The organism is Micromonospora sp. NPDC053740 (genome assembly GCF_040677775.1).
GTDB lineage: Bacteria > Actinomycetota > Actinomycetes > Mycobacteriales > Micromonosporaceae > Micromonospora > Micromonospora alfalfae.
The window spans coordinates 396,645-417,227 of the sequence record NZ_JBFASO010000004.1; the positions used below are offsets into that span (position 1 = coordinate 396,645).

20 protein-coding genes are annotated in these 20,583 nt (G+C 73.5%); 14 read left to right on the forward strand and 6 right to left on the reverse strand.

All coding sequences use genetic code 11. The annotated features are described in order from the left end of the window. Positions 1 to 12: 12 nt before the first annotated feature. The 6 genes from AB0K35_RS14705 (at position 13) to AB0K35_RS14730 (ending at position 8,172) form a co-directional block, all read left to right on the forward strand. Positions 13 to 1,272: an extracellular solute-binding protein gene (locus AB0K35_RS14705; protein WP_363885626.1), complete on the forward strand. Its 1,260-nt coding sequence runs from the start codon at positions 13 to 15 to the stop codon at positions 1,270 to 1,272. Beyond that, positions 1,269 to 3,035, forward strand: a complete 1,767-nt coding sequence (locus AB0K35_RS14710) for an ABC transporter permease subunit (protein ID WP_238670745.1) — start codon at positions 1,269 to 1,271, stop codon at positions 3,033 to 3,035. The genes AB0K35_RS14705 and AB0K35_RS14710 overlap by 4 nt, the downstream gene beginning before the upstream one ends. Beyond that, the gene (locus tag AB0K35_RS14715; RefSeq protein WP_363885628.1) at positions 3,032 to 5,419 is read left to right on the forward strand and encodes a tetratricopeptide repeat protein; all 2,388 of its coding nucleotides are present in this window, start codon (positions 3,032 to 3,034) and stop codon (positions 5,417 to 5,419) included. Before AB0K35_RS14710 ends, AB0K35_RS14715 begins: the two co-directional genes overlap by 4 nt. A gap of 40 nt (positions 5,420 to 5,459) precedes the next feature. Then, entirely contained in the window at positions 5,460 to 6,083 is a 624-nt protein-coding gene (locus AB0K35_RS14720) for an ABC transporter ATP-binding protein (protein WP_112602474.1), read from the forward strand. Continuing rightward, a complete protein-coding gene (locus AB0K35_RS14725) occupies positions 6,080 to 7,501 on the forward strand; it encodes a DUF6297 family protein (RefSeq protein WP_363885630.1) in 1,422 nt (473 codons plus the stop codon). Before AB0K35_RS14720 ends, AB0K35_RS14725 begins: the two co-directional genes overlap by 4 nt. A 92-nt stretch (positions 7,502 to 7,593) precedes the next feature. Continuing rightward, positions 7,594 to 8,172, forward strand: coding sequence for a dihydrofolate reductase family protein (locus AB0K35_RS14730; RefSeq protein WP_238670748.1), 579 nt, complete (start codon positions 7,594 to 7,596; stop codon positions 8,170 to 8,172). On the opposite strand, the gene AB0K35_RS14735 is transcribed toward AB0K35_RS14730, so the two are convergent. Further along, complete coding sequence (locus tag AB0K35_RS14735) at positions 8,154 to 9,641, reverse strand: PLP-dependent aminotransferase family protein (protein ID WP_363885632.1); 1,488 nt, start codon at positions 9,639 to 9,641, stop codon at positions 8,154 to 8,156. The two genes, AB0K35_RS14730 and AB0K35_RS14735, sit on opposite strands and share 19 nt — an antisense overlap. Positions 9,642 to 9,703: 62 nt before the next feature. Here AB0K35_RS14735 and AB0K35_RS14740 point away from each other — a divergent pair, with 62 nt between their 5' ends. Together AB0K35_RS14740 and AB0K35_RS14745 are read left to right on the forward strand one after the other, a co-directional pair. After that, on the forward strand, positions 9,704 to 10,315 hold the full coding sequence (locus tag AB0K35_RS14740) for a LysE family translocator (protein ID WP_363885633.1): 612 nt from the start codon (positions 9,704 to 9,706) through the stop codon (positions 10,313 to 10,315). A 7-nt stretch (positions 10,316 to 10,322) separates the two neighbouring features. Next, positions 10,323 to 11,063, forward strand: a complete 741-nt coding sequence (locus tag AB0K35_RS14745) for a phenylalanine--tRNA ligase beta subunit-related protein (protein ID WP_363885635.1) — start codon at positions 10,323 to 10,325, stop codon at positions 11,061 to 11,063. On the opposite strand, the gene AB0K35_RS14750 is transcribed toward AB0K35_RS14745, so the two are convergent. Then, complete coding sequence (locus AB0K35_RS14750; RefSeq protein WP_363885637.1) at positions 11,036 to 11,638, reverse strand: MBL fold metallo-hydrolase; 603 nt, start codon at positions 11,636 to 11,638, stop codon at positions 11,036 to 11,038. The genes AB0K35_RS14745 and AB0K35_RS14750 overlap by 28 nt on opposite strands. Before the next feature lie 79 nt (positions 11,639 to 11,717). On the opposite strand from AB0K35_RS14750, the gene AB0K35_RS14755 reads away from it, so the two are divergent. After that, positions 11,718 to 12,524 carry an SDR family oxidoreductase gene (locus tag AB0K35_RS14755; RefSeq protein WP_363885639.1) on the forward strand — a complete coding sequence of 269 codons (807 nt, stop codon included), beginning with the start codon at positions 11,718 to 11,720 and terminating at the stop codon, positions 12,522 to 12,524. 19 nt (positions 12,525 to 12,543) lie between these two features. Here the strand turns inward: AB0K35_RS14755 and AB0K35_RS14760 are convergent, their stop codons facing one another. Then, positions 12,544 to 13,152 carry a hypothetical protein gene (locus AB0K35_RS14760; protein WP_238670754.1) on the reverse strand — a complete coding sequence of 203 codons (609 nt, stop codon included), beginning with the start codon at positions 13,150 to 13,152 and terminating at the stop codon, positions 12,544 to 12,546. A 181-nt stretch (positions 13,153 to 13,333) separates the two neighbouring features. Between AB0K35_RS14760 and AB0K35_RS14765 the strand changes: the two genes are divergently transcribed. From AB0K35_RS14765 to AB0K35_RS14775, 3 genes are all read left to right on the forward strand, one after another. Continuing rightward, complete coding sequence (locus AB0K35_RS14765; RefSeq protein ID WP_238670755.1) at positions 13,334 to 14,431, forward strand: DUF5919 domain-containing protein; 1,098 nt, start codon at positions 13,334 to 13,336, stop codon at positions 14,429 to 14,431. A 73-nt stretch (positions 14,432 to 14,504) separates the two neighbouring features. Beyond that, on the forward strand, positions 14,505 to 15,392 hold the full coding sequence (locus AB0K35_RS14770; RefSeq protein WP_363885641.1) for a pentapeptide repeat-containing protein: 888 nt from the start codon (positions 14,505 to 14,507) through the stop codon (positions 15,390 to 15,392). 72 nt (positions 15,393 to 15,464) lie between these two features. Continuing rightward, positions 15,465 to 15,701 carry a preprotein translocase YidC gene (locus AB0K35_RS14775; RefSeq protein WP_238670757.1) on the forward strand — a complete coding sequence of 79 codons (237 nt, stop codon included), beginning with the start codon at positions 15,465 to 15,467 and terminating at the stop codon, positions 15,699 to 15,701. Between the two features lie 6 nt (positions 15,702 to 15,707). Here the strand turns inward: AB0K35_RS14775 and rnhA are convergent, their stop codons facing one another. Genes rnhA through AB0K35_RS14790 form a run of 3 tightly spaced genes read right to left on the reverse strand, consistent with a single transcriptional unit; the run spans position 15,708 to position 18,796 of the window. Next, on the reverse strand, positions 15,708 to 16,181 hold the full coding sequence (gene rnhA, locus AB0K35_RS14780) for a ribonuclease HI (protein ID WP_238670758.1): 474 nt from the start codon (positions 16,179 to 16,181) through the stop codon (positions 15,708 to 15,710). A 10-nt stretch (positions 16,182 to 16,191) separates the two neighbouring features. Then, entirely contained in the window at positions 16,192 to 17,472 is a 1,281-nt protein-coding gene (locus tag AB0K35_RS14785) for a lycopene cyclase family protein (protein WP_238670759.1), read from the reverse strand. Positions 17,473 to 17,527: 55 nt separating this feature from the next. After that, complete coding sequence (locus AB0K35_RS14790) at positions 17,528 to 18,796, reverse strand: MFS transporter (RefSeq protein ID WP_363885643.1); 1,269 nt, start codon at positions 18,794 to 18,796, stop codon at positions 17,528 to 17,530. Between the two features lie 143 nt (positions 18,797 to 18,939). On the opposite strand from AB0K35_RS14790, the gene AB0K35_RS14795 reads away from it, so the two are divergent. Together AB0K35_RS14795 and AB0K35_RS14800 are read left to right on the forward strand one after the other, a co-directional pair. Then, positions 18,940 to 19,773, forward strand: a complete 834-nt coding sequence (locus AB0K35_RS14795; RefSeq protein ID WP_363885645.1) for a metalloregulator ArsR/SmtB family transcription factor — start codon at positions 18,940 to 18,942, stop codon at positions 19,771 to 19,773. A gap of 310 nt (positions 19,774 to 20,083) precedes the next feature. Beyond that, a complete protein-coding gene (locus AB0K35_RS14800) occupies positions 20,084 to 20,569 on the forward strand; it encodes a hypothetical protein (RefSeq protein WP_091406610.1) in 486 nt (161 codons plus the stop codon). Positions 20,570 to 20,583: the final 14 nt, after the last annotated feature.

The window sequence follows — 20,583 nt, forward strand, 5'->3', positions numbered from 1 at the left end:
CCGCCCGCCGGAGTGAGCCGTCGTATGCTGCTGCGCGCCGCCGCCGCGGGCGCCACCGCCCTGGCCGCCGGCTGCTCCGGAGGAACCCGGTCGGTGCAGGTAGCGGTGGTCTGGAGCAGCAGCGAGCTGGACCGGTTCCGCGAGGTCGTCGCCGGCTACCCCGCCCCGGTGCAGGTGATCAGCGCCGGCAACGACATCGACGCGTTCCTGCGCGCCCGACACCTGGCCGGCACCAGCCCGGACGTGGCGATCCTGCCGCGCCCCGGCCTGGTCACCGAGTACGCCCAGCGCGGCTGGCTGAGCCCGGTGCGCCCGTCCACCGACTACGCCGTGCGGGTCGAGCTGAGCGATCTGCTGATGACCGAGAGCGAACGCTACGGCGTCTGGGTCAAGGCGGCGCACAAGTCGCTGGTCTGGCACCTGCCCTCCGTGCTGCCCGCGCCGCCGACCACCTGGGACGAACTGGTCCACCGGACCAGGCAGCTCGCCGCGCGCGCCCGACGCGACGGCGGCCCGGTGCCCCTGGCCATCGGCGCCGCGGACGGCTGGGTGCTCACCGACTGGTTCGAGAACGTCCTGGCCGACGTGGCGCCCGGGAGCTACTACGCCCTCGCCCAACAGGGCGCCGACTGGCAGGACAAGCCGGTACGCGACGCCCTGGACCGCCTCGCCGGGCTGTGGAGCATCGACGGCGCGTTCGTCGGCGGCGGCCGTCGTGCCCTGCTCACCCAGTACGAGGAGTCGGTGATCCAGGTGGTGCACACCCGGCGGGCGGTGATGCTTCTCGGAGCGGACTTCACCGCCGACGTCGTTCGTCCGTTCCGGCGCGGCCCGGAGGCACCTGTCACGTTCCGGTTCCCGGGCACCCAGCCGGGCGGCGGTCCGCTGATCGTCGGTGGGGACGCGGCAGTGGCGTTCGCCGACGCCCGGGGCGGGGTCGAGCTGGTCGAATGGCTCGCCAGGGCCGACTCGTTCCAGCCGTGGCTACGCGAAGGCGGTTACCTGTCGCCCAACACCAATGTCTCGATCACCAGTTACACCGACGGCGTCGGCCAGCGACTCGCCACGGAGATGCGGGCCCCCGGCACCCTGCGTTTCGACCTTTCCGACCAACTGCGCGGTGCGTTCACCGGCTCGGACGGGGTCGGCATCTGGCGGATCATGCAGGGCTTCTTCGCCGACGTCACCGACGGGGTCCGCGCCAGCGAGGCGATCCGCCGGGCCACCGGCCTGCTCGCCGCGGCGGCCCGCAGCGCGGAGGGCGGCCGATGAGCCAGGTGCGGGTCCTCGGCGAGCTGGCCGTCCTCGACGACGTCGGTCCGGCGCGGCGGGGTCGGGCCTATCCGGCGGCGGGTGCCACGTCGGCGCTGCTGCTGCCGGCCGCGGTGCTGCTCGGCGGGCTGGTGTTGTGGCCGGTGCTGCGGACCATGCACGCCAGCGTCACCACCGACGGTCGTTGGGTCGGCGCGGAGCACTTCCGGACCGCGCTCGCCGCTCCGGGCACCGGCGCGGTGGTCGGCCGGACGGTCCTCTGGGCCCTGCTGGTGCCGGCGGTGGTGACGGCGCTGGGCTATCTGCTCGCCGCCGCGTCCCGCCGCTCCCAGGAGGGTGGCCTGGTCCGGTTGATCCTCCTGGTGCCGGTGGCGTTGCCGCTGGTCGTCACGGGGGTCACCTTCCGGCTGATGTACGACCCGGACCCGAGCCGAGGGCTGGCGACCCTGGTCGCGACCCGACTGGCCGGCCGCTCGGTGGAGGACGCGCCGCAGTTTCTCGGGCCGGGGATGGTCACCGTCGCGTTGATGTCGGCGTTCGTCTGGGCCTGGGTGGGGTTGGCGGTGCTGGTCTTCCGGTCCGCGCTGGACGCGGTGCCGCCGAGCCTCGCCGACGCGGTCCGCGCCTACGGCGGCAAGCGTCGCCATGTGCTGTGGGACGCGCAGTGGCGGCCGCTGCTGCTGCGGACGACCGCTGTCGTCTTCGCGTTGGTGGCGGTCGGCACCAGCCGCACGTTCGACCTGATCCTGGTGATGACCCCCGGCTCGGTCCGCGACGAGGCATCGGTGCTGGCGCTGCGGATCTGGCAGACGTCCGGCGGCACCACCACCGGCGACGGCGCCGCGCTCGGCGTGGTGTGGCTGGTCGCGGTGATCGGCGGGATCATGGTGGCCGCGCTCTTCGTCCGGCAGGCCTGGCCTCCGCCGCGCGTCGAGGCGGCACCCGAGCCCGCCCCGGTCGCCCCACCCCGGCGGGTGTTCCGGCTGCTCGCGGCGGGTGCCGCGATCGCCTGGCTGGTGCCGCTAGCGGTGCTTGTCGCCACGTCGGCGCACGGCCGGGTGGACGCCGCCGCGCGTGGCTGGTGGTCGGCGCCGCCGAATGGCGAGTCCTACCGCGACCTGGTCACCGGCACCGAGCTGTGGCGCACGCTGGGCTTCACCCTGCTGCTGGCCACCGCGGTGACCGCCACGGTGCTGGTGGTCGCGCTGCTGGCCGCGTACCCGTTGGCCTGGTTGACCGGGCCCGCCGCGCAGGCCACCGGTCTGCTGCTGCTGGCCGCCAGCGTCGTGCCGATCCAGGTCATCGCCGGGCCCGTCAACGAGGTGCTGGGCCTGGTGCTCTCCTCCGGCACGGCTCAGGGCCTGGCCCTGGTGCACATCGCGCTGGGCGTGCCGTTCGCGGTGCTGGTGCTGCGCAACGCGTTCGCCGACCTGCCGGTCGAGCAGGTCCGCGACGCCCGGTTGGGCGGCCGGCGGTGGTGGCACACCCTGCGCCGGTTGGCCCGGCACAACCTCTCGGCGGTGGTGGCGGTCTCCGTGCTGGAGTTCGTCCAGGTCTGGAACGACCTGGTGGTGGGTCGGCTGTTCGGTGGGCCGGGGTCGTCGCCGCTCGGGCCGTTCCTGGCCGAGCAGACCCGCAGCTTCGTGAGCAACAGCGGGGCGCTGGCCGCCAGCTCGGTGCTCGCCTCGGTGCTGCCGGTGGTGCTCGTGGTCCTGTCGCGGCGGCACCTGGTCGCCGGGCTCGTCTCCGGGGGCGTGCGGTGACCGGGCCCGGCGGCGGGCGCCGCAACCCGCGCTGGCCGGCGCTGGTCGGGATCGGCGGGCTGCTCAGCGCCGCCATCGTCAACGTGGGCGGCAACCTGGCCGGCAATCTCCTCTCCGAGCTGGCGACCAACCTGCTCGGGCCGGCGACCATCGTGCTGGCCGTCGTCGGTGGCGTCGTCGGCGTCGCCGGCTTCGTGATGGGCCGCCGCCGGGCGAACCAGGAGGTCGGCCCCGAGCCGACGGAGGTGCTCACCACCCCGGCCGCCGGGGCGCCGAACCTGCCCTACACGGCCGAGTTCACCGGTCGTGAGGAGCACGTCGACGCGCTGGTCGGTCTGCTCAGCCGGGAGCACGCGGTGGCGGTTCTGGGCCGACGCGCGGTGGGCACCTCCGCGTGCGCGGTGCAGGCCGCCAACGAGTGCCGGGAGGAATTCCCCGACGGGCAGTACTACCTGGACCTGCGGCGGCGCGGCCGACCCCGCTCGGCCCGGGACGTGCTCACCGCGCTGGCCCGGATCCTGGGCACCACCCCGCCGACCTCCGGCCGGCCGGACGCGCTCGCCGCAGCCGCCGACGCGCTGCGCGGTCAACTCGACGGTCGCAAGATCGTGCTGGTGCTGGACAACGTCGACCGCCCCGACCAGGTCCGGCCACTGTTGCCACCCACCGCGCGCACCTGCCGCCTGCTGCTCGCCGGTGGTCCGGCGCTGGCCGGCCTGGAGGGTGTGGTCGCGCACTGGATCGCCGAACCGGGCACGTCCGAGGCGGTGGAGCTGTTCGCGACGGCGGGCGGGGCCGCGCCCGCCGCCCGGGTCCGTCGCGCCGACCCGCGCACCGATCCGGCGGTACGCGAGATCGTCAACCTGTGCGGGCGGCAACCGCGTACCGTGCGCGCACTCGGTTACCGCACCGCTCAGCACGGCTGGCGGCACTCCGACGTGCTGGACGCGCTGCGCCGCGCGGTGCAGACGCCACCGCACCAGCGGCTCGCCGTCTCACCGGCGGCCCGCCTGGTCACCGAACGGGACATCGCGTACCGGGTGTTGCCCCGCCAGGCCCGCCGGTTGTACCGGCTGATGTCGCTGGTCCCCGCCCCGGTGGACCGGCCCACCATCGCCGCGCTGGCCGGGCGGCACCCCGAGCTGGTGACCGCGTTGCTCGACCGGTTGGCCGCGGCGGCGTTCGTGGTCGGCGCGCCCGGCGACCGGTACGAGATCCGCCCCCTGCTGGCCGGCAGCGCCCGACTGCACCTGCGGGACGCGGATCCGGTCCGGGCCCGGGTCGCCGCGCAGGCCCGGCTGACCCGGCACCTGGCCCGCCGGGCCGAACGGCACGCGGCCAACCTGGCGGTGCTCGGCTCCCCGGGGGACCGGGAGTGGTCGCTGCCGCTGGACGACGACCCGTACGGCTGGTTCGACCTGCACCAGGAGCTGCTGCTGGCGGTGGTGCGGGTGCCGGCCGGCGCGAAGGAGACACTGCCCCGCCGGGTCCGTCGGTGGTGGTTCCGGTTGGCAGTGGCGCTGTGTGGGTGGCTGGCGTACGCCGAGCGGCTCGACGAGTGGGAGGAGGTCTGCCGCACCGTGCTGGCCACCCCGACCGCCGACGACCGTCCGGAGATCGCCGGGTGGGCGCACAACGAGCTGGGGGTGCTGCGCCGACGTCGGCACGACCCGCAGGGTGCGGCGGCAGCGCTCACCCTCGCGGTCAACGAACGGGGGCGGCGGGGCAACGCCCAGGCGCGGATGAACCTCGGCCTGGCCCTGCTCGACCTGGGGCAGCTCGACGACGCTGTGGAGCACCTGGAGATGTCGCGCCGACACCGCTCCGGCGCTGACCGGGCCGGGCACGCCCTCACCGAGCTGGGCCTGGGCGCGGCCCAACTGGCCCGGGGCGAACCGGACACCGCGCACCACCACCTGGTGCGGGCGGCGAACACGTTCCGGTCGGTGGGCGACGCCCGGGGGTACGCGGCGGCGCTGACGAACCTGGTGCTGGTGCACGCGGCGCTCGGCGAGCACCTGGACGCCGCCCAGGCGTGGCGGGCCGCACTGCGCGAGTACGAGTCGGTGAACGACCCGACCAGCCGGGCGACGGCGCTGCTCAACGCCGGGGCGACACTGCTGAGCAGCAGCCCGGGGCAGGCGCGCACGGCGTACGAGCTGCTGGCCGAGAGCCGCCGAATGCGCGAGGGGACCCGGCTGACCGCCGGGCTGGCGCGTACCCTGCTCTACCTGGGTGACGCCTGCGCCGCGCTGGGCGAGCGGGCCGACGCGCGGCAGCACTGGGCGGACGCGGCGGCGGTGGCCGAGGAGGTCGCCGACGCCCAGGGGTTGGCCGCCGCCGACGCCCGACTCGACGACGACGCCGACAGTCGGGTGACGTAGGTCGCTCGGGTTGGTCGGTGGCGTGGCTCTGGGAGACTCTGTGATCGTGGACGCGCTCTCGGTACGGGGACTCAGTCGCAACTTCGGCAACCTGGTAGTGCTCGACGAGGTGAGCTTCACGCTCCCGGCGGGCCGGATCGCCGTGGTCCTGGGCCCGAATGGCAGCGGCAAGACGACTCTGCTGCGGTGTGTCGTCGGCGCCGACCGGCCGGACGCGGGTGAGGTGCTGGTGCAGGGCCGCCGCGCCGACGAGACCGATCCTCAGGTGCGGGCGCTGGTGGCGGCCGCCCTTGACGACATCGACTTCTTCCCCGACCTGTCGGTGGTCGAGCACCTGGAGTTGGTCGCGTACGCCCACGGGGGTGACGCCGAGCCGGTCGAGGAGGTCCTCGCCGAGCTGGGTCTGGAGCCGGCCCGCGACCAACTGCCGGTGACGCTGTCCAGCGGGCAGCGCCGCCGGCTGGCGTTGGCGTCCTGTTTCGTCCGGCCCCGCCGGGTGCTGATCCTGGACGAGCCCGAGCAGCGGCTGGACGTCCGCGGGCGACAGTGGCTCGCCGACCGTCTGCTCCGGGAACGGGCGGCGGGCACCGCCGTGCTGTTGGCCTCGCACGACCCGGAGCTGATCGACGCGGTGGTCGACGAGCGCATCGAGATCGGCAAGTGACCGCCGCGCCGGCCACCATCGCCGACACGCCGGTCGGGGTGCCGACCGCCCGGCAGGTGCGGACGCACCTGCGCAAGGCCCGCGGCCGGCACCACGACCATTCCCTCGGTGACGTGCTCGGCGACGCGTACGTCATGGTCCTGTTCGTGGGCATGTACGGCTGGTTCGCGATCAGCGCCAGCCGCGACCTGCTGGATTCTCCGACTGTGGGGCGGGCCGAGCCGGGCGTGCGGTGGTGGCTGGCGGTCGCCGCGCTGCTGGCCGGCGCGGGGCTGGCCTGGCGTGGTCTGCGCGCGCTCGGTCCGCTGCTGGTCACCCCGGCGACGCAGAGCTGGGCGACGAGCGCGCCCATCGACCGGCGGGCCTGGCTGGCGCCGCGCTTCGTCCTGTTGCTGCTGGGCTCGGCGGTCGGCACCGCGGCGCTCGGAGTGGCGGTGGCGGCGCTCGGTGGGGTCAGCGAACCGTCCGCCCTGGGCTGGGCGGCGGCGGCCGGCGCGGGGTGGGGCGCTGCCGCGTTGGCGCTCAGCGTCGTCGCCCAGGGCAGCCGGTCAGGGCGACGCTGGCCGACAGTGGTCGGGGCGGCGCCGATGGTGGTGGCGGCGGTGATCACCGCCCTGGTGGTGCTCGTGGGTAGTCTCGGCGACGGCCTGCCCCGGCCGGCGACGACGCCGACCGTCGCGTTGTTCGCCGCCGCGGTGCCCCTCGTGGGCTTGGGGGTGATCCTCGCGGTACGCGCGTTGCCCCGGGTTGACCGGGCCACCCTGACCACCGGCGCGCAGTTCGCCAACGCCGCCGCCACGGCCACGATCCTGCTGGATCCGAGCCTGCTCACCGGCCTGGTGGAGAGCCGCCGCTGGCGCCGGATCGGCCGGGTTCGCAGCCGCCGGTTCCGGCCCGGCCCCGGCTGGTGGGCGCTGCTCCAGGCCGACGTACGTCGGCTGCGCCGCCACCCGAGCGCCGTGCTGATCTGGGCGGCGCTGATCGGGGTGCAGTACGCTGCCGCGCTCGCCCTGCCCGGGTTGGCCGGGGCCGCGCAGGTGGTCTTCGCGTACCTCGCCGCCAACCGGCTGACCGGCGGTCTGCGGTCGGTCAGCCGCTCACCGGGGCTGCGCCGGGCGCTCGGTGGCAGCGACAACCTGCTGCGCGGGATCCACGTGGTGGTGCCGGCTGTCGGCGCGGGGCTGTGGTGGTTGCTGACAGTGCCGACGGTCGACCCGGGGCCGGCCTGGCTGGCGCCGACGCTGGCGCTGGGGGTGGTCGCCGCCGCGTTCCGGGCCGGCACCCGCCCGCCGATCGACTACGGCGGCGCGACGGTGAACACGCCGTTCGGGATGATCCCGGTCGACCTGCTGCGTCAGGGGTCACGGGGGCCGGCGCTGCTCGCCGTGCTGGTCCTCGTCCAGCTGTTCCTGGGCTGAGCCGGAGCGGCTGTCGTTTCCGTCCAAGACAGCGTCGCAACCGCGATCTAGCGTGGACCCGGCAGCCCGTTCCGAGCACGAGGAGACACACAATGCGCGATCTGGTCTACACCGGTTTCATGTCGCTCGACGGCGTCGTGGACTCGCCCGGCGGCGGGCCGGGTGAGGAGCACCGCAGCGGCGGTTGGGTGTTCAAGGACCTCGAGTTCGTCCCGGAGGCCTGGTCGCTCAAGGGCGAGGAACTCGCCGACACGACGGCGTTGATGTTCGGCCGTCGCAGCTACGAGGCGTTCGCGTCGGTCTGGCCCGGTTCGGAGGACCACGCCGACTACAAGGACCTGCCCAAGTACGTGGTGTCGAGCACGCTGTCCGACGACGCGCTCGTCGACGGGTGGGGGCCGACGACGATCCTGCGCTCGACCGGGGACGTCGCCGCGCTCAAGCAGGGCGAGGGCGGGGCGATCTTCATCCACGGGAGCGCGGAGCTGGCCCGGCGGCTGTCCGATGAAGGGCTGATCGACCAGTACAACCTGCTCGTCTTCCCCGTGCTGCTCGGTGCCGGCAAGAGCCTGTTCGGCCGGGCCGACCGCGACAAGCACATGCTGACGCTGCGGGAGTCGGAGACCTACTCGAACGGGATCCTCAAGGTGGTCTACGACGTCAAGCGCTGACCCAGGTCGAGGGCGGCGGCGACAGCGGCGACGCCGTCCTCGATCTCGGTGGGCGTACGGGCCGCGTAGCCGAGCACGAGACCGGGCCGGTACGGCCGCTGGCAGTGCCAGGACAGCGGTTGCACCTTCACCCCGCGCGCCAGCGTCGCCGCCGCCAGCTCGGTGTCGACAACTGTGTCGTCCAGCGTGATCATCAGGTGCAGGCCGGCGGCGGCGCCGTGCACCGTCGCCGACGGCAACGCGCGGGCCAGCGCGGTGATCATGGCGTCCCGCCGGCGGATGTGTCGACGGCGCAGCAGCCGTAGGTGCCGCTCGAAGGCGCCGGAGGTCATCAACTCCGCCAGCACCAGTTGCGGCAGCACGGCGTTGCCCAGGTCGGCGTTGCGCTTGGCGGCCACCACTGCCTCGCGCAGCCACGTTGGCACGAGCAGCCAGCCGACCCGCAGGGCGGGGGCGAGCAGTTTGGAGACGCTGCCGGCGTAGCAGACCTGCTCGGGCAGCAGACCACGCAGCGCCGGCACCGGAGGACGGTCGTAGCGGTGCTCGGCGTCGTAGTCGTCCTCGATGATCAGACCGCCGGCCCGCGCCCAGGCGACGAGTTGGCGGCGGCGGTCACCGTCGAGCACCACGCCGGTCGGGAACTGGTGCGCGGGGGTGAGCATCACGGCCGGTACGCCACTGGCGACCAACTCGTCGACGCGCAGCCCGGCGTCGTCGACGGTGATCGGCGGGGTGTCCATCCCCCAGTTGTTCAGGTGCTGTCGCACCCCGAGTGAGCCCGGGTCCTCGACGGCGATCCGGTCGACGCCGGCAGCGGTGAGTGCCTGGGCGAGCAGCCCGAGCGCCTGGGAGACGCCGGCCACGATGATCACCTCGGCGGGGTCGACGCCGATACCGCGGTTGCGGGCCAACCAGGCGGCGACGGCCTGTCGCAGCGCGGGCGTGCCACAGGGGTCGCCGTAGCCGAGGTCGGCCGCGGCGAGGCGGCGCAGCACGCTCCGTTCGGCGCGCAGCCAGTCCGCGCGGGGAAAGGCGGCCAGATCGGGTACGCCGGGCGCCAGGTCGATGGTGGCGTGCAGCGCGCGTACCGCTTCGAAGATGTCGGTGCCCGGTGCCGGCGGGAAGGTCACGACCGGTGCCGGCGCGGCGGCCGGGGTGGGTGTGGGCGCGGCCGGCGCGGCGACGACGACGGTGCCGGCCCGACCTCGACCGGCGATATGCCCCTCCTCGGTGAGGCGCTGGTACGCCTCGGTGACCACGCCCCGGGAGACACCGAGGTCGGCGGCGAGCACCCGGGTCGGGGGCAGCCGGTCACCGACCGGCACCCGCCCCTCGGCGATGGCCTGCCGCAGCCGGTCGGTCAGCCAGGAGGCGCGCCCGCCCGGCGTCGCGTCGGTGATGGTCAGGTGCAGGAAGTCGGACCCGGCCGATATGGACCTGTCAGACGCCGTTGGTTTGGCTCTGCCCATCGGACCATTGTGGCAGCAGAGTGAGCAGGAGCCAGACCTGCCAACTCCGCCGGAGGACAACCGTGACCATTCCGTTCCTGATCACCACGCTGATCGTGGTGGTCACCCCGGGCACCGGGGTGATCTTCACGCTCTCCGCCGGCCTGTCGCGGGGCGCGCGGGCCGGGGTGCTGGCGGCGCTCGCCTGCACGCTGGGGACGTTGCCGCACCTGCTGGCGGCGATGACCGGACTGGCCGCACTGATGCAGACCAGCGCGGTGGCATTCGAGACCGTCCGCTACCTCGGCGTCGGCTACCTGCTCTACCTGGCCTGGTCCATGGCGCGGAACCGCGACGCCTTCGCGGTGACCACCGACGCCCCACCCCGCTCGGCGATCCGGGTGATCGTCTCCGGGGTGCTGGTCAACCTGCTCAACCCGAAGCCGACGATGTTCTTCGTCGCGTTCCTGCCGCAGTTCGTGGACACCACGGCACCGGGCTCGACCCGGGCGATGCTCGGCTGCGGCGCGGTGTTCATGCTGCTCACCTTCGTGGTGTTCAGCGGCTACGGCATCTTCGCGGCCCGGGTACGCGACCGGGTGCTGACCCGACCCCGGGTCACCGACTGGCTGCGCCGATCCGCCGCCGGCACGTTCGTCGCGCTCGGCGTGACCCTCGCCCTCACCGACCGATAGGACCACAGTGCAGTTCGAACATTCTCCGCTGCTTCGCGACGCGTACCCCGATCTGGTCGCCGGCGTGGTGCAGGCCGCCGGGATCACCGCCGACGCCGACGTGGCGGCACGCACTGCCGATCATCTCGCCGAGGCACGGCGGCGGTTGTCCGGTGGGGCCGAGAGCGGGTTCCCGGAGATCCAGGCGTGGCGGCGGGCGTACGCGGCGATGGGGCTGCAGCCCACCAAGTACCGGTGCGCCGCCGAGGCGCTGCTACGCCGGCTGCGCCTGGACGGCGAACTGCCCCGGGTACACCCGCTGGTCGATCTCTGCAACGCCATCTCGGCCGCGTACGCCATCCCGGTCGCGGCGCTCGACCTGGACCGGGTCGAGGGCGACCTGGTGGTCCGGCCGGCACACGGCGACGAGACGTACCTGAGTTTCGCGGGCGACACCGAGCATCCCGAGCCGGGCGAGGTGACCTTCGTCGACTCCGCCGGGCGGGCACACGCCCGACGGTGGACGAACCGGCAGAGCGGCTGGTCGGCCGTGCGGGCGGGCACCTCGTCGGTGCTGATCGTCGCCGAAGCGCTGCACCCGGGCAGCGGGCCGGCCGTGACCCGGCTGGTCGCCGACCTCGTGACGGAGCTGACCGAGGGGTGGTCGGCCCCGACGGCCGCCGCGGTGCTCACCACCACCGCGCCCCGTTTCCGCACCCCGGCGGCGGACGACGACCGGGGTCAGGCGGTGTCGCCGGGCAGCAGGTGACGGTAGCCGGGGATCGTCTCGGCGAACCAACCCGCGACGCTGGCCAGACCACGGTCGTTGAGCTGCGCGTCGTGGATCGGGTACGCCGCCGCCGCGCCCACGGCGCGGGCGAACCGGATCGCCTCGTCGAGGCGCAGCCAGGACCCCTGGGCCGGGACGAGCAGGGTGCGCACCTGCGCGTCCGGCACGTGCAGGGCGTCGCCCGGGTGGTAGAGCTCGCCGCCGATCAGGTAGCCGAGGTTCGGGCAGTCGGGCTGCCCCTCGTGGATCGGGGCGTGCCGGCCGCCGTGCGCGCTGACCGCGATGCCAGCCGCCGTGAAGCGCTCGCCCGCCCGGACCCGGGTCACCGGCAGCGGGGCGAGATCCGGCAGGCGGGCACCCTCCGGCGCGTACACGGGAACACCGAGACCGGCGAGCCGCAACACGTCAATGTGGTCGGCGTGCTCGTGGGTGACCAGGACGGCGTCCGCGCCGACCAGGGCCCGCGGCTCGCTCCACGTCCCCGGGTCGACGACCAGCACCCCGCCGTCGTGCTCGACGCGGACACAGGCGTGCGTGAATCGGGTGATCCGCATCAGGCGACGGTACGCCGCCGGCAGATGAGCCGTGGCCCTCGTGGCGGTTGGGCCGGCCGTGCCGGGGTAGTGCGGCAGCATGCCACAGCGATACGAGAACTACCCGAGGATCGCCGTCGTCACCGGCGCGGACTCCGGCATCGGCAAGGCCTGCGCGGTGGCGCTGGCCAGGGCCGGCTTCGAGATCGGCATCACCTGGTACGGCGACCCCGACGGCGCGGACCGGACGGCCGCCGAGGTCCGTGCGACGGGGCGGCGTTGCGAGGTCGCCGAGGTGGACCTGACCCGACTGCCGGACGCGGCGGCGGTGGTGGACGAGTTGGCCGACCGGCTGGGCGGCATCGGGGTGCTGGTCAACAACGCCGGCATCGGGGCCTCGACGTCGTTCGTCGACACCGGGTGGGAGCAGTGGCGCGAGGTGCTCGCCGTCGACCTGGACGCGCCGTTCCTGTGCGCCCAGCGGGCGGCGCGACGGATGCGGGCCACCGGCGCCGGCGGGCGGATCATCAACATCACCAGCGTGCACGAGCACGCGCCCCGGGTGGGCTCGGCCGCGTACTGCGCCGCGAAGGGCGGGCTCGGGCTGCTGACCAAGGTGATGGCCCAGGAGTTGGCCGCCGACGGGATCACCGTCAACGCCGTCGCCCCGGGCGAGATAGCCACGCCGATGACCGGTCAGGAGGATGTCGACCCGTTCACCCAGGAACGGCCCGGCGTGCCGCTGGGGCGGCCCGGCGACGCCCGGGAGGTGGCCGCAGTTGTCGCGTTGCTCGCCTCCCCCGCCGCCGGGTACGTCACCGGCGCGTCCTGGCCGGTCGACGGGGGCATGTTGCTGATGGGCCCTCAGGCCACGGCGTTGACGAACGACGACTGGCGATCGGCCTGAGCGGCACCGGCGGGCGTCGTCAGCGCATCGATGCGGCCGACGCCCGGACGATGTACGTGAACTGCACACCGAACGCCACCACAGCGACCAGCACACCGACCACAACCGTCAGCCCGACCCCGACCCCGACGGTCGCGGCCACCAGCGCGATGCCGAGTCCGGTCAGCACCGCGTTGACCGCGCCCACGAGCGCGGCAGTGGTCAGCAGGAACTCCCACCACCCCGGACGCGTGCCGACCAGGTTCCAGGCGGTGCTCATGGCGTCGTCGGCCACCACCGCGTCGGCGAAGAAGTCATGCTCGCCGGCGAGCTGGTGTTGGTAGTAGGCCCGGATGCGTTGGATCCGCAGCAGGTCCAAGGAATTCTCCACTGTGGTCTCCACCAGCCGCAGAAACGTCAGCACCCCGAGGATGACAAGCGTCGGGAGCACCGCGGCCAGGTACGGCCGGACCAGCTTGTCGTTACTGGCGACGAAGCCGAGGCCGATCAGCGCCGCCGACAGCACGGACAGGAAGATGGTGGCGCGGCCGGTGGCCTCGGCGATGGTGCCGGCGCGAGAGGTCTGCAACGCGTAGTGCTCGGTGGTCAGGACGGTGAGAAGCGCCTGCTCGCGTTCGCTCTCGTCCACCCCGCCACCCTCCGTGGTCGCATGACTCCGTTACCGTCACCCTATGAGCGGCGGGGCGTTTCGCAATGGCGAACCGATCGCTCGGAGAACGGGACAGCGCGCAGCAAAGCGGGCACGTATCCTCCGAATTCCGGTGATCAGCAAGCGGCGGTGGGGCCGACCGACGGCGGAAGGGGACCTGATGCCCGGGTGGGCTGGTCGGGGCGGGCGGCAACGACGGGCCTTCGTCGTCGGTGGGGCACTCTTCGCGGTCGCCGTCGTCATGCTGCTGGCCGCCTGGCGCAGCACCGGCTTCCTCAGCGACCTGCTGCTCAACCTCGGGGCCAGCGTGGTCCTCGCGGCCATCTCGTACGTCATCTTCGACCCGTTGTTCGAGGAGGCCCGCAAGGCGCGGGTGCAGGAGCACCTCAGCTTCGACCAGCAGGCGTTCGTGGCGCGGTTGCACCGCTCCGGGCGTCGGGTGCGCATCCTCGACACCTGGACGATCCTGCTGGAGCAACGGCACCGGGAGGAGACGCTGAGCGCGGTGCGCGCGGCGCTGGCCAACGGCGCCCAGGTGCAGTTGCTCCTGCTCGACCCCGACTGCACCGCCGCCCAGCAACGCTCCGAGGAGCTGGAACGGCAACGGGTGGACGTGCCCCGGCAGATCCGTACCAACCTGCGCCACCTGGCCGCGTTCGCCGACGCGCTCGACTCGCGGCTGCGCCACCGCCTCCAGGTCCGGCTCTACGACGCGTCCCCGTCGATCCAGCTCTACCAGTGGGACGGGCGGGCGCTGATCTCGTTCTTTCCGATCGGGAAGCTGTCGTTCAACGTGCCGCAGCTCGAGGTGGACATGGACAGTCCGTGGGGCGGGTTCGTGCACGCCCGGTTCGAGGAACTGTGGGAGCACGAGCAGGCCACCCTCGACCTGGAGCGGTACTGGTCGGTCACGGTCACACTGCGCCACGACGAGTCGGACGTTGTCGAGGTACGCGTGCCGTTCGTGACTGTGGACGGGCAGCACTACGTCGACTGCCGGGGGTTCCGGGTGACCGGGCCGCTGACGGTGCGAGCCGTGCTGCCGCCCCGCGCGCCCGGGGCGGCGCCCGGCGTGTTCGCGCTGGCCGAGCCCGCCGACGGGGACCGGACCCCGGCCGACGTGGTGAAACGGCACTTCGACCAGAAGTACGGGCACGACGACGGCGAGCGGGACGTCCGCCGACTGGTGCCGCCACCGGGCGATGCCCGTACCCCGTCGCCCCGCCCCGCGACGGCCGGTGACACACACGCACGGTGACCCCCGAGCGACCCGTGGGCTCGGCACAGGAAACAATGGTGGCCCACCCCTGATCGCCAGGAGGACCGTCGGCGTGTCGCACCGCACCGCACCGCCGTCCGGGGCGGCGCAGCTGCGCGCCGACTGCGGACGCTGCTTCGGGCTGTGTTGCGTGGTGCCCGCCTTCGCCGCGTCGGCGGACTTCGCCATCGACAAGCCGGCCGGGTCGCCCTGCCCCAACCTGCGCCCCGACCACCGCTGCGGCATCCACACCGAGCTGCGGCAGCGTGGTTTTCCCGGTTGCACGGTGTTCGACTGCTTCGGCGCGGGGCAGCAGGTCGCCCAGGTGACCTTCGGCGGGCGGGACTGGCGGGACGCGCCGGAGACGTTGCCGGTGATGGCTGAGGCGTTCGCGGTGCTGCGCCCGCTGCACGAGCTGCTCTGGTACCTCACCGAGGCGGTGTCGCTGCGCCCGCCGGGCGACCTGCGCGCCGAACTGGAACGCGCTCGCGCCGAGACGCTGACGCTCACCGAGGGTGGCCCGGCGGACCTTCGCGCGGTGGACGTCGCCGACCACCGGAACCGGATCAACCCGCTGTTGTCCCGGGCCAGCGACGCGGCCCGGGCCCCCGGCGGTGCCGACCGTCGCGGCGCGCACCTGCTCGGGGTGGACCTGCGCCGCGTCGACCTCCGCCGGGCCAACCTGCGCGGGGCGCTGCTCATCGGCGCAGACCTGCGCGGAGCGGACCTCGGCCTGGCCGACGTCACCGGCGCGGACCTGCGCGGGGCCGACCTGCGGGGTGCGGACCTGCGGCGCACGCTGTTCCTGCACCAGACCCAGCTGGACGCCGCCCGGGGTGACACCCACACCGGGCTGCCGCAGACGCTCACCCGGCCGGCGCACTGGACGGCGCTGCCGCTCACCCCGGTCCGTCAGCCGGCCCGGTCTCCCGCACCCGCCCGCCGGGGCCGACGTCGCTGACCGTGAGGTTTCGGCCGCGACGACGCCGGGTAGCCAGCGCCGACGCGAACCGGCATCGACGGGGGGCACGGCGTGGGCTACCGAAATCGCCAAGGTGAGCAGCCGGGCGACCCGCAGCACAGCGAGGACGAGGTCGGCCAGGCGGCACTGGTGCAGGTCGAGGCGGACACCGAGGTCCCCGCACCGGCGGACACCGACGTCCGGCCGGACATCGTGACCGAGCCCGACAGCTCGGGCGTCGTCGGTGGTTCGTCCGGCAGCAGCGGCGGCGGGTCGACAATGCCGGGGCACCCGGACGCGACCCGCTGACCAGGATCAGCGGCTGGTCAGCGCGCCCCGGGCCTCGGTCATGCCTTTGTTGGCGAGCCGGTCGGCCCGCTCGTTCTCCGGGTGACCGTTGTGCCCCTTGACCCACAGCCAGGTGACCTCGTGCCGTTCGCAGGCCGCCTCCAGCCGCTGCCACAGGTCGGCGTTCTTCACCGGCTGCTTCGCGGCGGTCCGCCAACCGTTGCGCTTCCACGACGCCAGCCAACTGGTGATGCCGTTGCGCACGTACGTGCTGTCGGTGTGCAGCTCCACGGTGACCGGCCGGTTCAGGCTCTCCAACGCCTGGATGGCCGCCATCAGCTCCATCCGGTTGTTGGTGGTGGGCGTGGCCTCACCGCCGCACAGCTCCCGCTCGTGATCGCCGTAGCGCAGCAGCGCGCCCCAACCACCCGGACCAGGGTTGCCGCTGCACGCCCCGTCGGTCCAGATCTGCACGCCCCTGCCGGCCGCCGCGTCCACCATGCCCGGCAACCTACCGGGCGCGGACCTCGTCCTCCCCGCTCGGGGGGCCGGCGCGCCGAGCCGTCGGCGCCGAACCCACCACCGCTGGTGGGATGGCCGGCGCTGGCCGGGTGGGGCGCAGCCGGTCACGGACCCGGTGTACGGCGTCGCCGGCGGTCGCGGCGATCATCGGCAACAGCCGGGTCGAATTCATGATCGCGATCTCCTCGGCCGGAGTGGTGCCGCCGTCGAGGAAGCGCAGCACCCGCTCGGCCGGGTTGCGGTCGAAGAGCCGGTCGAAGAACTCGGGACCGCCCACCCCGCCCCGGTCCAGCGCGCGCAGCGCCACCGCGTCCATCCAGCGGTGCCGGCGAGGGTAGGCCGGCTCGGGCACCGGCGCGCGGCCCGCGGCGAGGGCGCGGGCCACCTGGTCGGCCTGGCGGTACATGGCGGAGAAGGTGAAGCCGGTGGAGGGGCGGGTCGCGCCACCGGCCGTGCCGAGCCGCACCACGCGGGGGGTGGGCCGGGCCGGGAACGGCGCATCGGTCATCGGGATCACCCCGTTCTCCACCTCCCGCACCCGCAACACGCTCGGATCCAGCCCGAGCAGATCCCGGTAGCCGGCCAGCGCCGCGTCGTACCCGGCGTCGGTGAGCAGGTCCGGTGAGAACTCGGTGTACTCGACCAGGGCGTAGCGGTCGCTGACCGGCAGCACGTACCCGAAGGAGACGCCCCGGGGCGGCTGCGGGGTACGGAAGTCCATCAGCACCGCACGCGTCGGGTCGAACACCGGCCGGTCCGCCTCCAGCCACCACCCCCGAAAGTGCTGCAACCAGGTGGTCCGCCCCGCTCGCGTCGGCGGACGGGGACGGGAGTCGAGCACCCAGCCGGCCCGTACGCCGCGCCCGTCGCCGGTACCCACGAGCACCCGGTCACCGTCGTCGCGCACCGTCTCGGCGGGCGCGACGATCCGGGTGGCGTGGAGGCGACGCTCGGCGTCGGCAGCCCGGTCGTAGACCGGGCCGGAGCGGAGCATGGCGTACCGCAGCGGGGTGAGGTCCAGGACGCGGCGTCGCGCCGCAGTCGCCACCTCGACCTGCTGCCAGCTCGCGCTGAGCAGCGGGTCCAGATCGCTGTCGGGGTGACCCCAGAACGCCCAGGTGCGGTCCTGACCGCGTCGGCGCACCGGGTCGACGATGGCGATCCGCAGATCCCGGACACCGTGGCGGTCCAGTGCGGCGAGCAGCAACGACGCGGCGCCGCCACCACCGAGCAGCGCGAGGTCGACGTCGAGCGGCGCGGAGTCGGTCACAGGGACCACGCTGCCACACCCTCGCGCGCGACCACCGGATGGGCCGGATCGGCGCTCAGGCCACCGGGGCGGGCGACTCGACAGGTGGCGGGTCGGCATAGGCGTGCGCGACGGCGGCGCGGTTGAAGACCCGCCAGGTGGCCGCGGATACGCCGATCGCCACCACCAACCCGACCCAGTACGGCGCGGTGATGCCGAATCGGGCGGCGAGCAGCCCGCCCAGCAGTGCGCCCACGCAGTTGCCGCCCGCCGCGACGAAGAGGTTCGTGCTGGCCACCCGGCCCTGCAGGTTCGGTGGGGTGAGTCGTTGGCGCAGTGAGTTCGACACGATGTTCCACAACCCGCCGTGCACGCCGAAGGCGAACAGCGCGAACCCGACCACGATGGTGCTGCGGGACGCCGCCAACGCCAGGTGCAGCCCCGCCTCGATGAGCAGGCCGACCCGGATCGTCCAGGTGGCGCTGATCCGGGCGATGATCCGGTCGCCGAGGAGGGCGCCGAGCACTCCACCGCTGGCCATGCAGGTGAAGAGCAGTCCGTAGCCGACGGATCCGAGTCCCAGCCGCTCGCCGGCGAGCAGCACCAGCACCGCGAGCGCGGCGGTGAGGGTCACGTTGAGCAGACCGATCAGCACCGCCATCGTGCGCAGCAGCCGCTGGTTGGCCAGCCAGCGCAGTCCCTCGGCGATCTCGCCGCCCATCGACCGGGTACGGCGTGTGTGCGTGTCGCCGACGGCGGCCCGGAAGTCCCCGCCGATCAGTGCCACCAGCACGGCGCTGAGGGCGTACGTGACGGCGTTGACCAGGAACGGGCTGCCTGCCGAGAGCGCGAACAGGAAGCCGCCGAGCGGGCCGGCGAGCATGCTGTGCATGAGGGTGGCACCGCCGCTGAGCCATCCGTTGGCACGCTCCAGGCGGTGCCGCGGCACCACCACCGGAACCATGGCCTGGCTCGCCGCGCGGAACACGATCTCACCGGTGTTGACCAGGAACAGCACCGCGAACAGCAGTGCCACCCCGCCCCGGCCGCTGAGGATCGCCGTGGCCAGAACGGCGAGCGCGGCCACCCGGACCAGATCGATGACGATCATCAGGCGGCGTCGGTCCATCCGGTCCACCAGCACCCCGCCGGGCAGGGCGAAGAGCAGCCACGGCAGCCAGGCCACGGCGGACGCCCCGGCGACCACGAGGGGGTCATCGGTACGCGACGCGACGAAGAGCGGCGCTGCGACGGTGGCCAGGCCGCTGCCCAGGGCCGAGAGGGTGCTCGCCGCCCAGAGTTTGGCGAAGACCGGTCCCAGGCCGGCTCCCACGTTCCGTGTCACGGCGAGCGAACCTACCAGCGTCTCCCCCGGCCGCCAGCGGATTTATCCCCCGGGAGGAGGCCGCCCGGGGCGGATTGACAGGCAACCCCTTGGTTGCCTAACGTGACGAGCAACCGAATGGTTGCCTGTTGCGAGGAGGGTCGATGGACGACGCGTTCCGGGCGCTGGCCGACCCCAGCAGGCGTCGACTGCTGGACCGGCTCAACGAACGCAACGGCCAGACCCTGCGGGAGCTGTGCGACGGGCTGGCCGGCACCCGACAGGCCGTCAGCAAGCACCTGTCGGTGCTGGAGGCGGCCAATCTCGTCACGACCGTGCGGCGCGGCCGGGAGAAGCTGCACTACCTCAACGCCGCCCCGATCAACGCCATCGCCGACCGGTGGCTCAGCCGCTACGACCGCGAGCGCGCTGCCACCCTGGCCGACCTGACCACCGCATTGGAGCGACAACCCATGGAGAGCCCGACCTTCGTCTACACCACCTACGTGACCACCACCGCGCAGCGACTGTGGTCCGCGCTCACCGAACCGGCGTTCACCAGTCGCTACTGGGGTGGAGTCGCGCTGATTTCAGACTGGCAGGTCGGGTCACCCGTGCTGTGGCAGGACGCACCGGACGGCGAGCCGCGCGACCTCGGCCAGCGGGTGCTCGTCGCCGAGCCGTACCGTCGGCTCTCCTACAGCTGGCACGGCTTCCAGGCCGAACACGCCGCGCACTTCGGCTGGTCCGCCGAGGAGTTGGCCGCCCGGCTCGGTGAGCGCCGCTCGACTGTGACATTCGAGATCGCGCCGCACAGCGGGTCGACCGTCCGGCTGACCGTCATCCACGACGACTTCTCCCCCGACAGTGAGATGCACCGGGCGATCAGCGGCCAGCTCGACGGCAGCGGCGGCTGGCCGGAGTTGCTGGCCAGCCTCAAGACCCTGCTGGAGACCGGCGAGCCGATGCCCGACCCGACCCCGGCCCAGGCCCGCTGACCGAGCGCGGATCGCGCTACCCCAGGCGGTGCATTTCCGCCGTCGTCGGCAATACCTCGCCATCGGCCCAGCGACGACAGCCCGGCCGGAGCAGACATCGATCGGAGCACCGGTGCCGGTCGGGTCGTCCGGGCCTTTCCGCAGCTCTCCCCACCTTCGGGTGGACACGTGACGGCAACGAGGATTTCTCATTTTCACCTGATCGTGGACCCAACCCACCTAGTGTTGGGCACACCGGTGCTAGTCACGGAGTTGGCCACCCGAACGACGTCCCACGCAGTCAGCGGACGAAAAGTGAGGGAAGACGCGTATGAAGGTCTCAACAGCACTCTGCTCGGCGGCGCTCGGCGTGGGCCTCGGCACGCTCCTGCTGCCAGGCGCCGCACTGGCCGACACCACTGTGTCACCGGCCACCACCCCGGTCGGTGGGACCGTCGTGCTCACCGCGACGACCTGCAACCCGAAGTCGGGTGACGCCCTCTTCCGGGTCACCGGCCCCAACCGCGACCAGAACGTCCGATCCACCACGGCCGCCGCCGGCGGTGGGCTGAGCGCCGAGCTCTTCACCGCCGGGTTCACCCTGGGCACGTACACGGTGGCGGCGACCTGCGGCGACGGCAGCTCGGCCGGCACCGCCACCTTCGCCGTCACCCCGATCGGCGGCGCGCCGGCCGGCTCCGGCGGCGACAACCGTGACACCGGCGCTCTCGCCGCCGGCGGCACGCTGCTCGGCACCGCCCTCGCCGGCGCGGTGATCCTGATCCGCCGGCGCCGTCCGGTGTCCACTGTCGCCTGATCGGCGACCGTTCC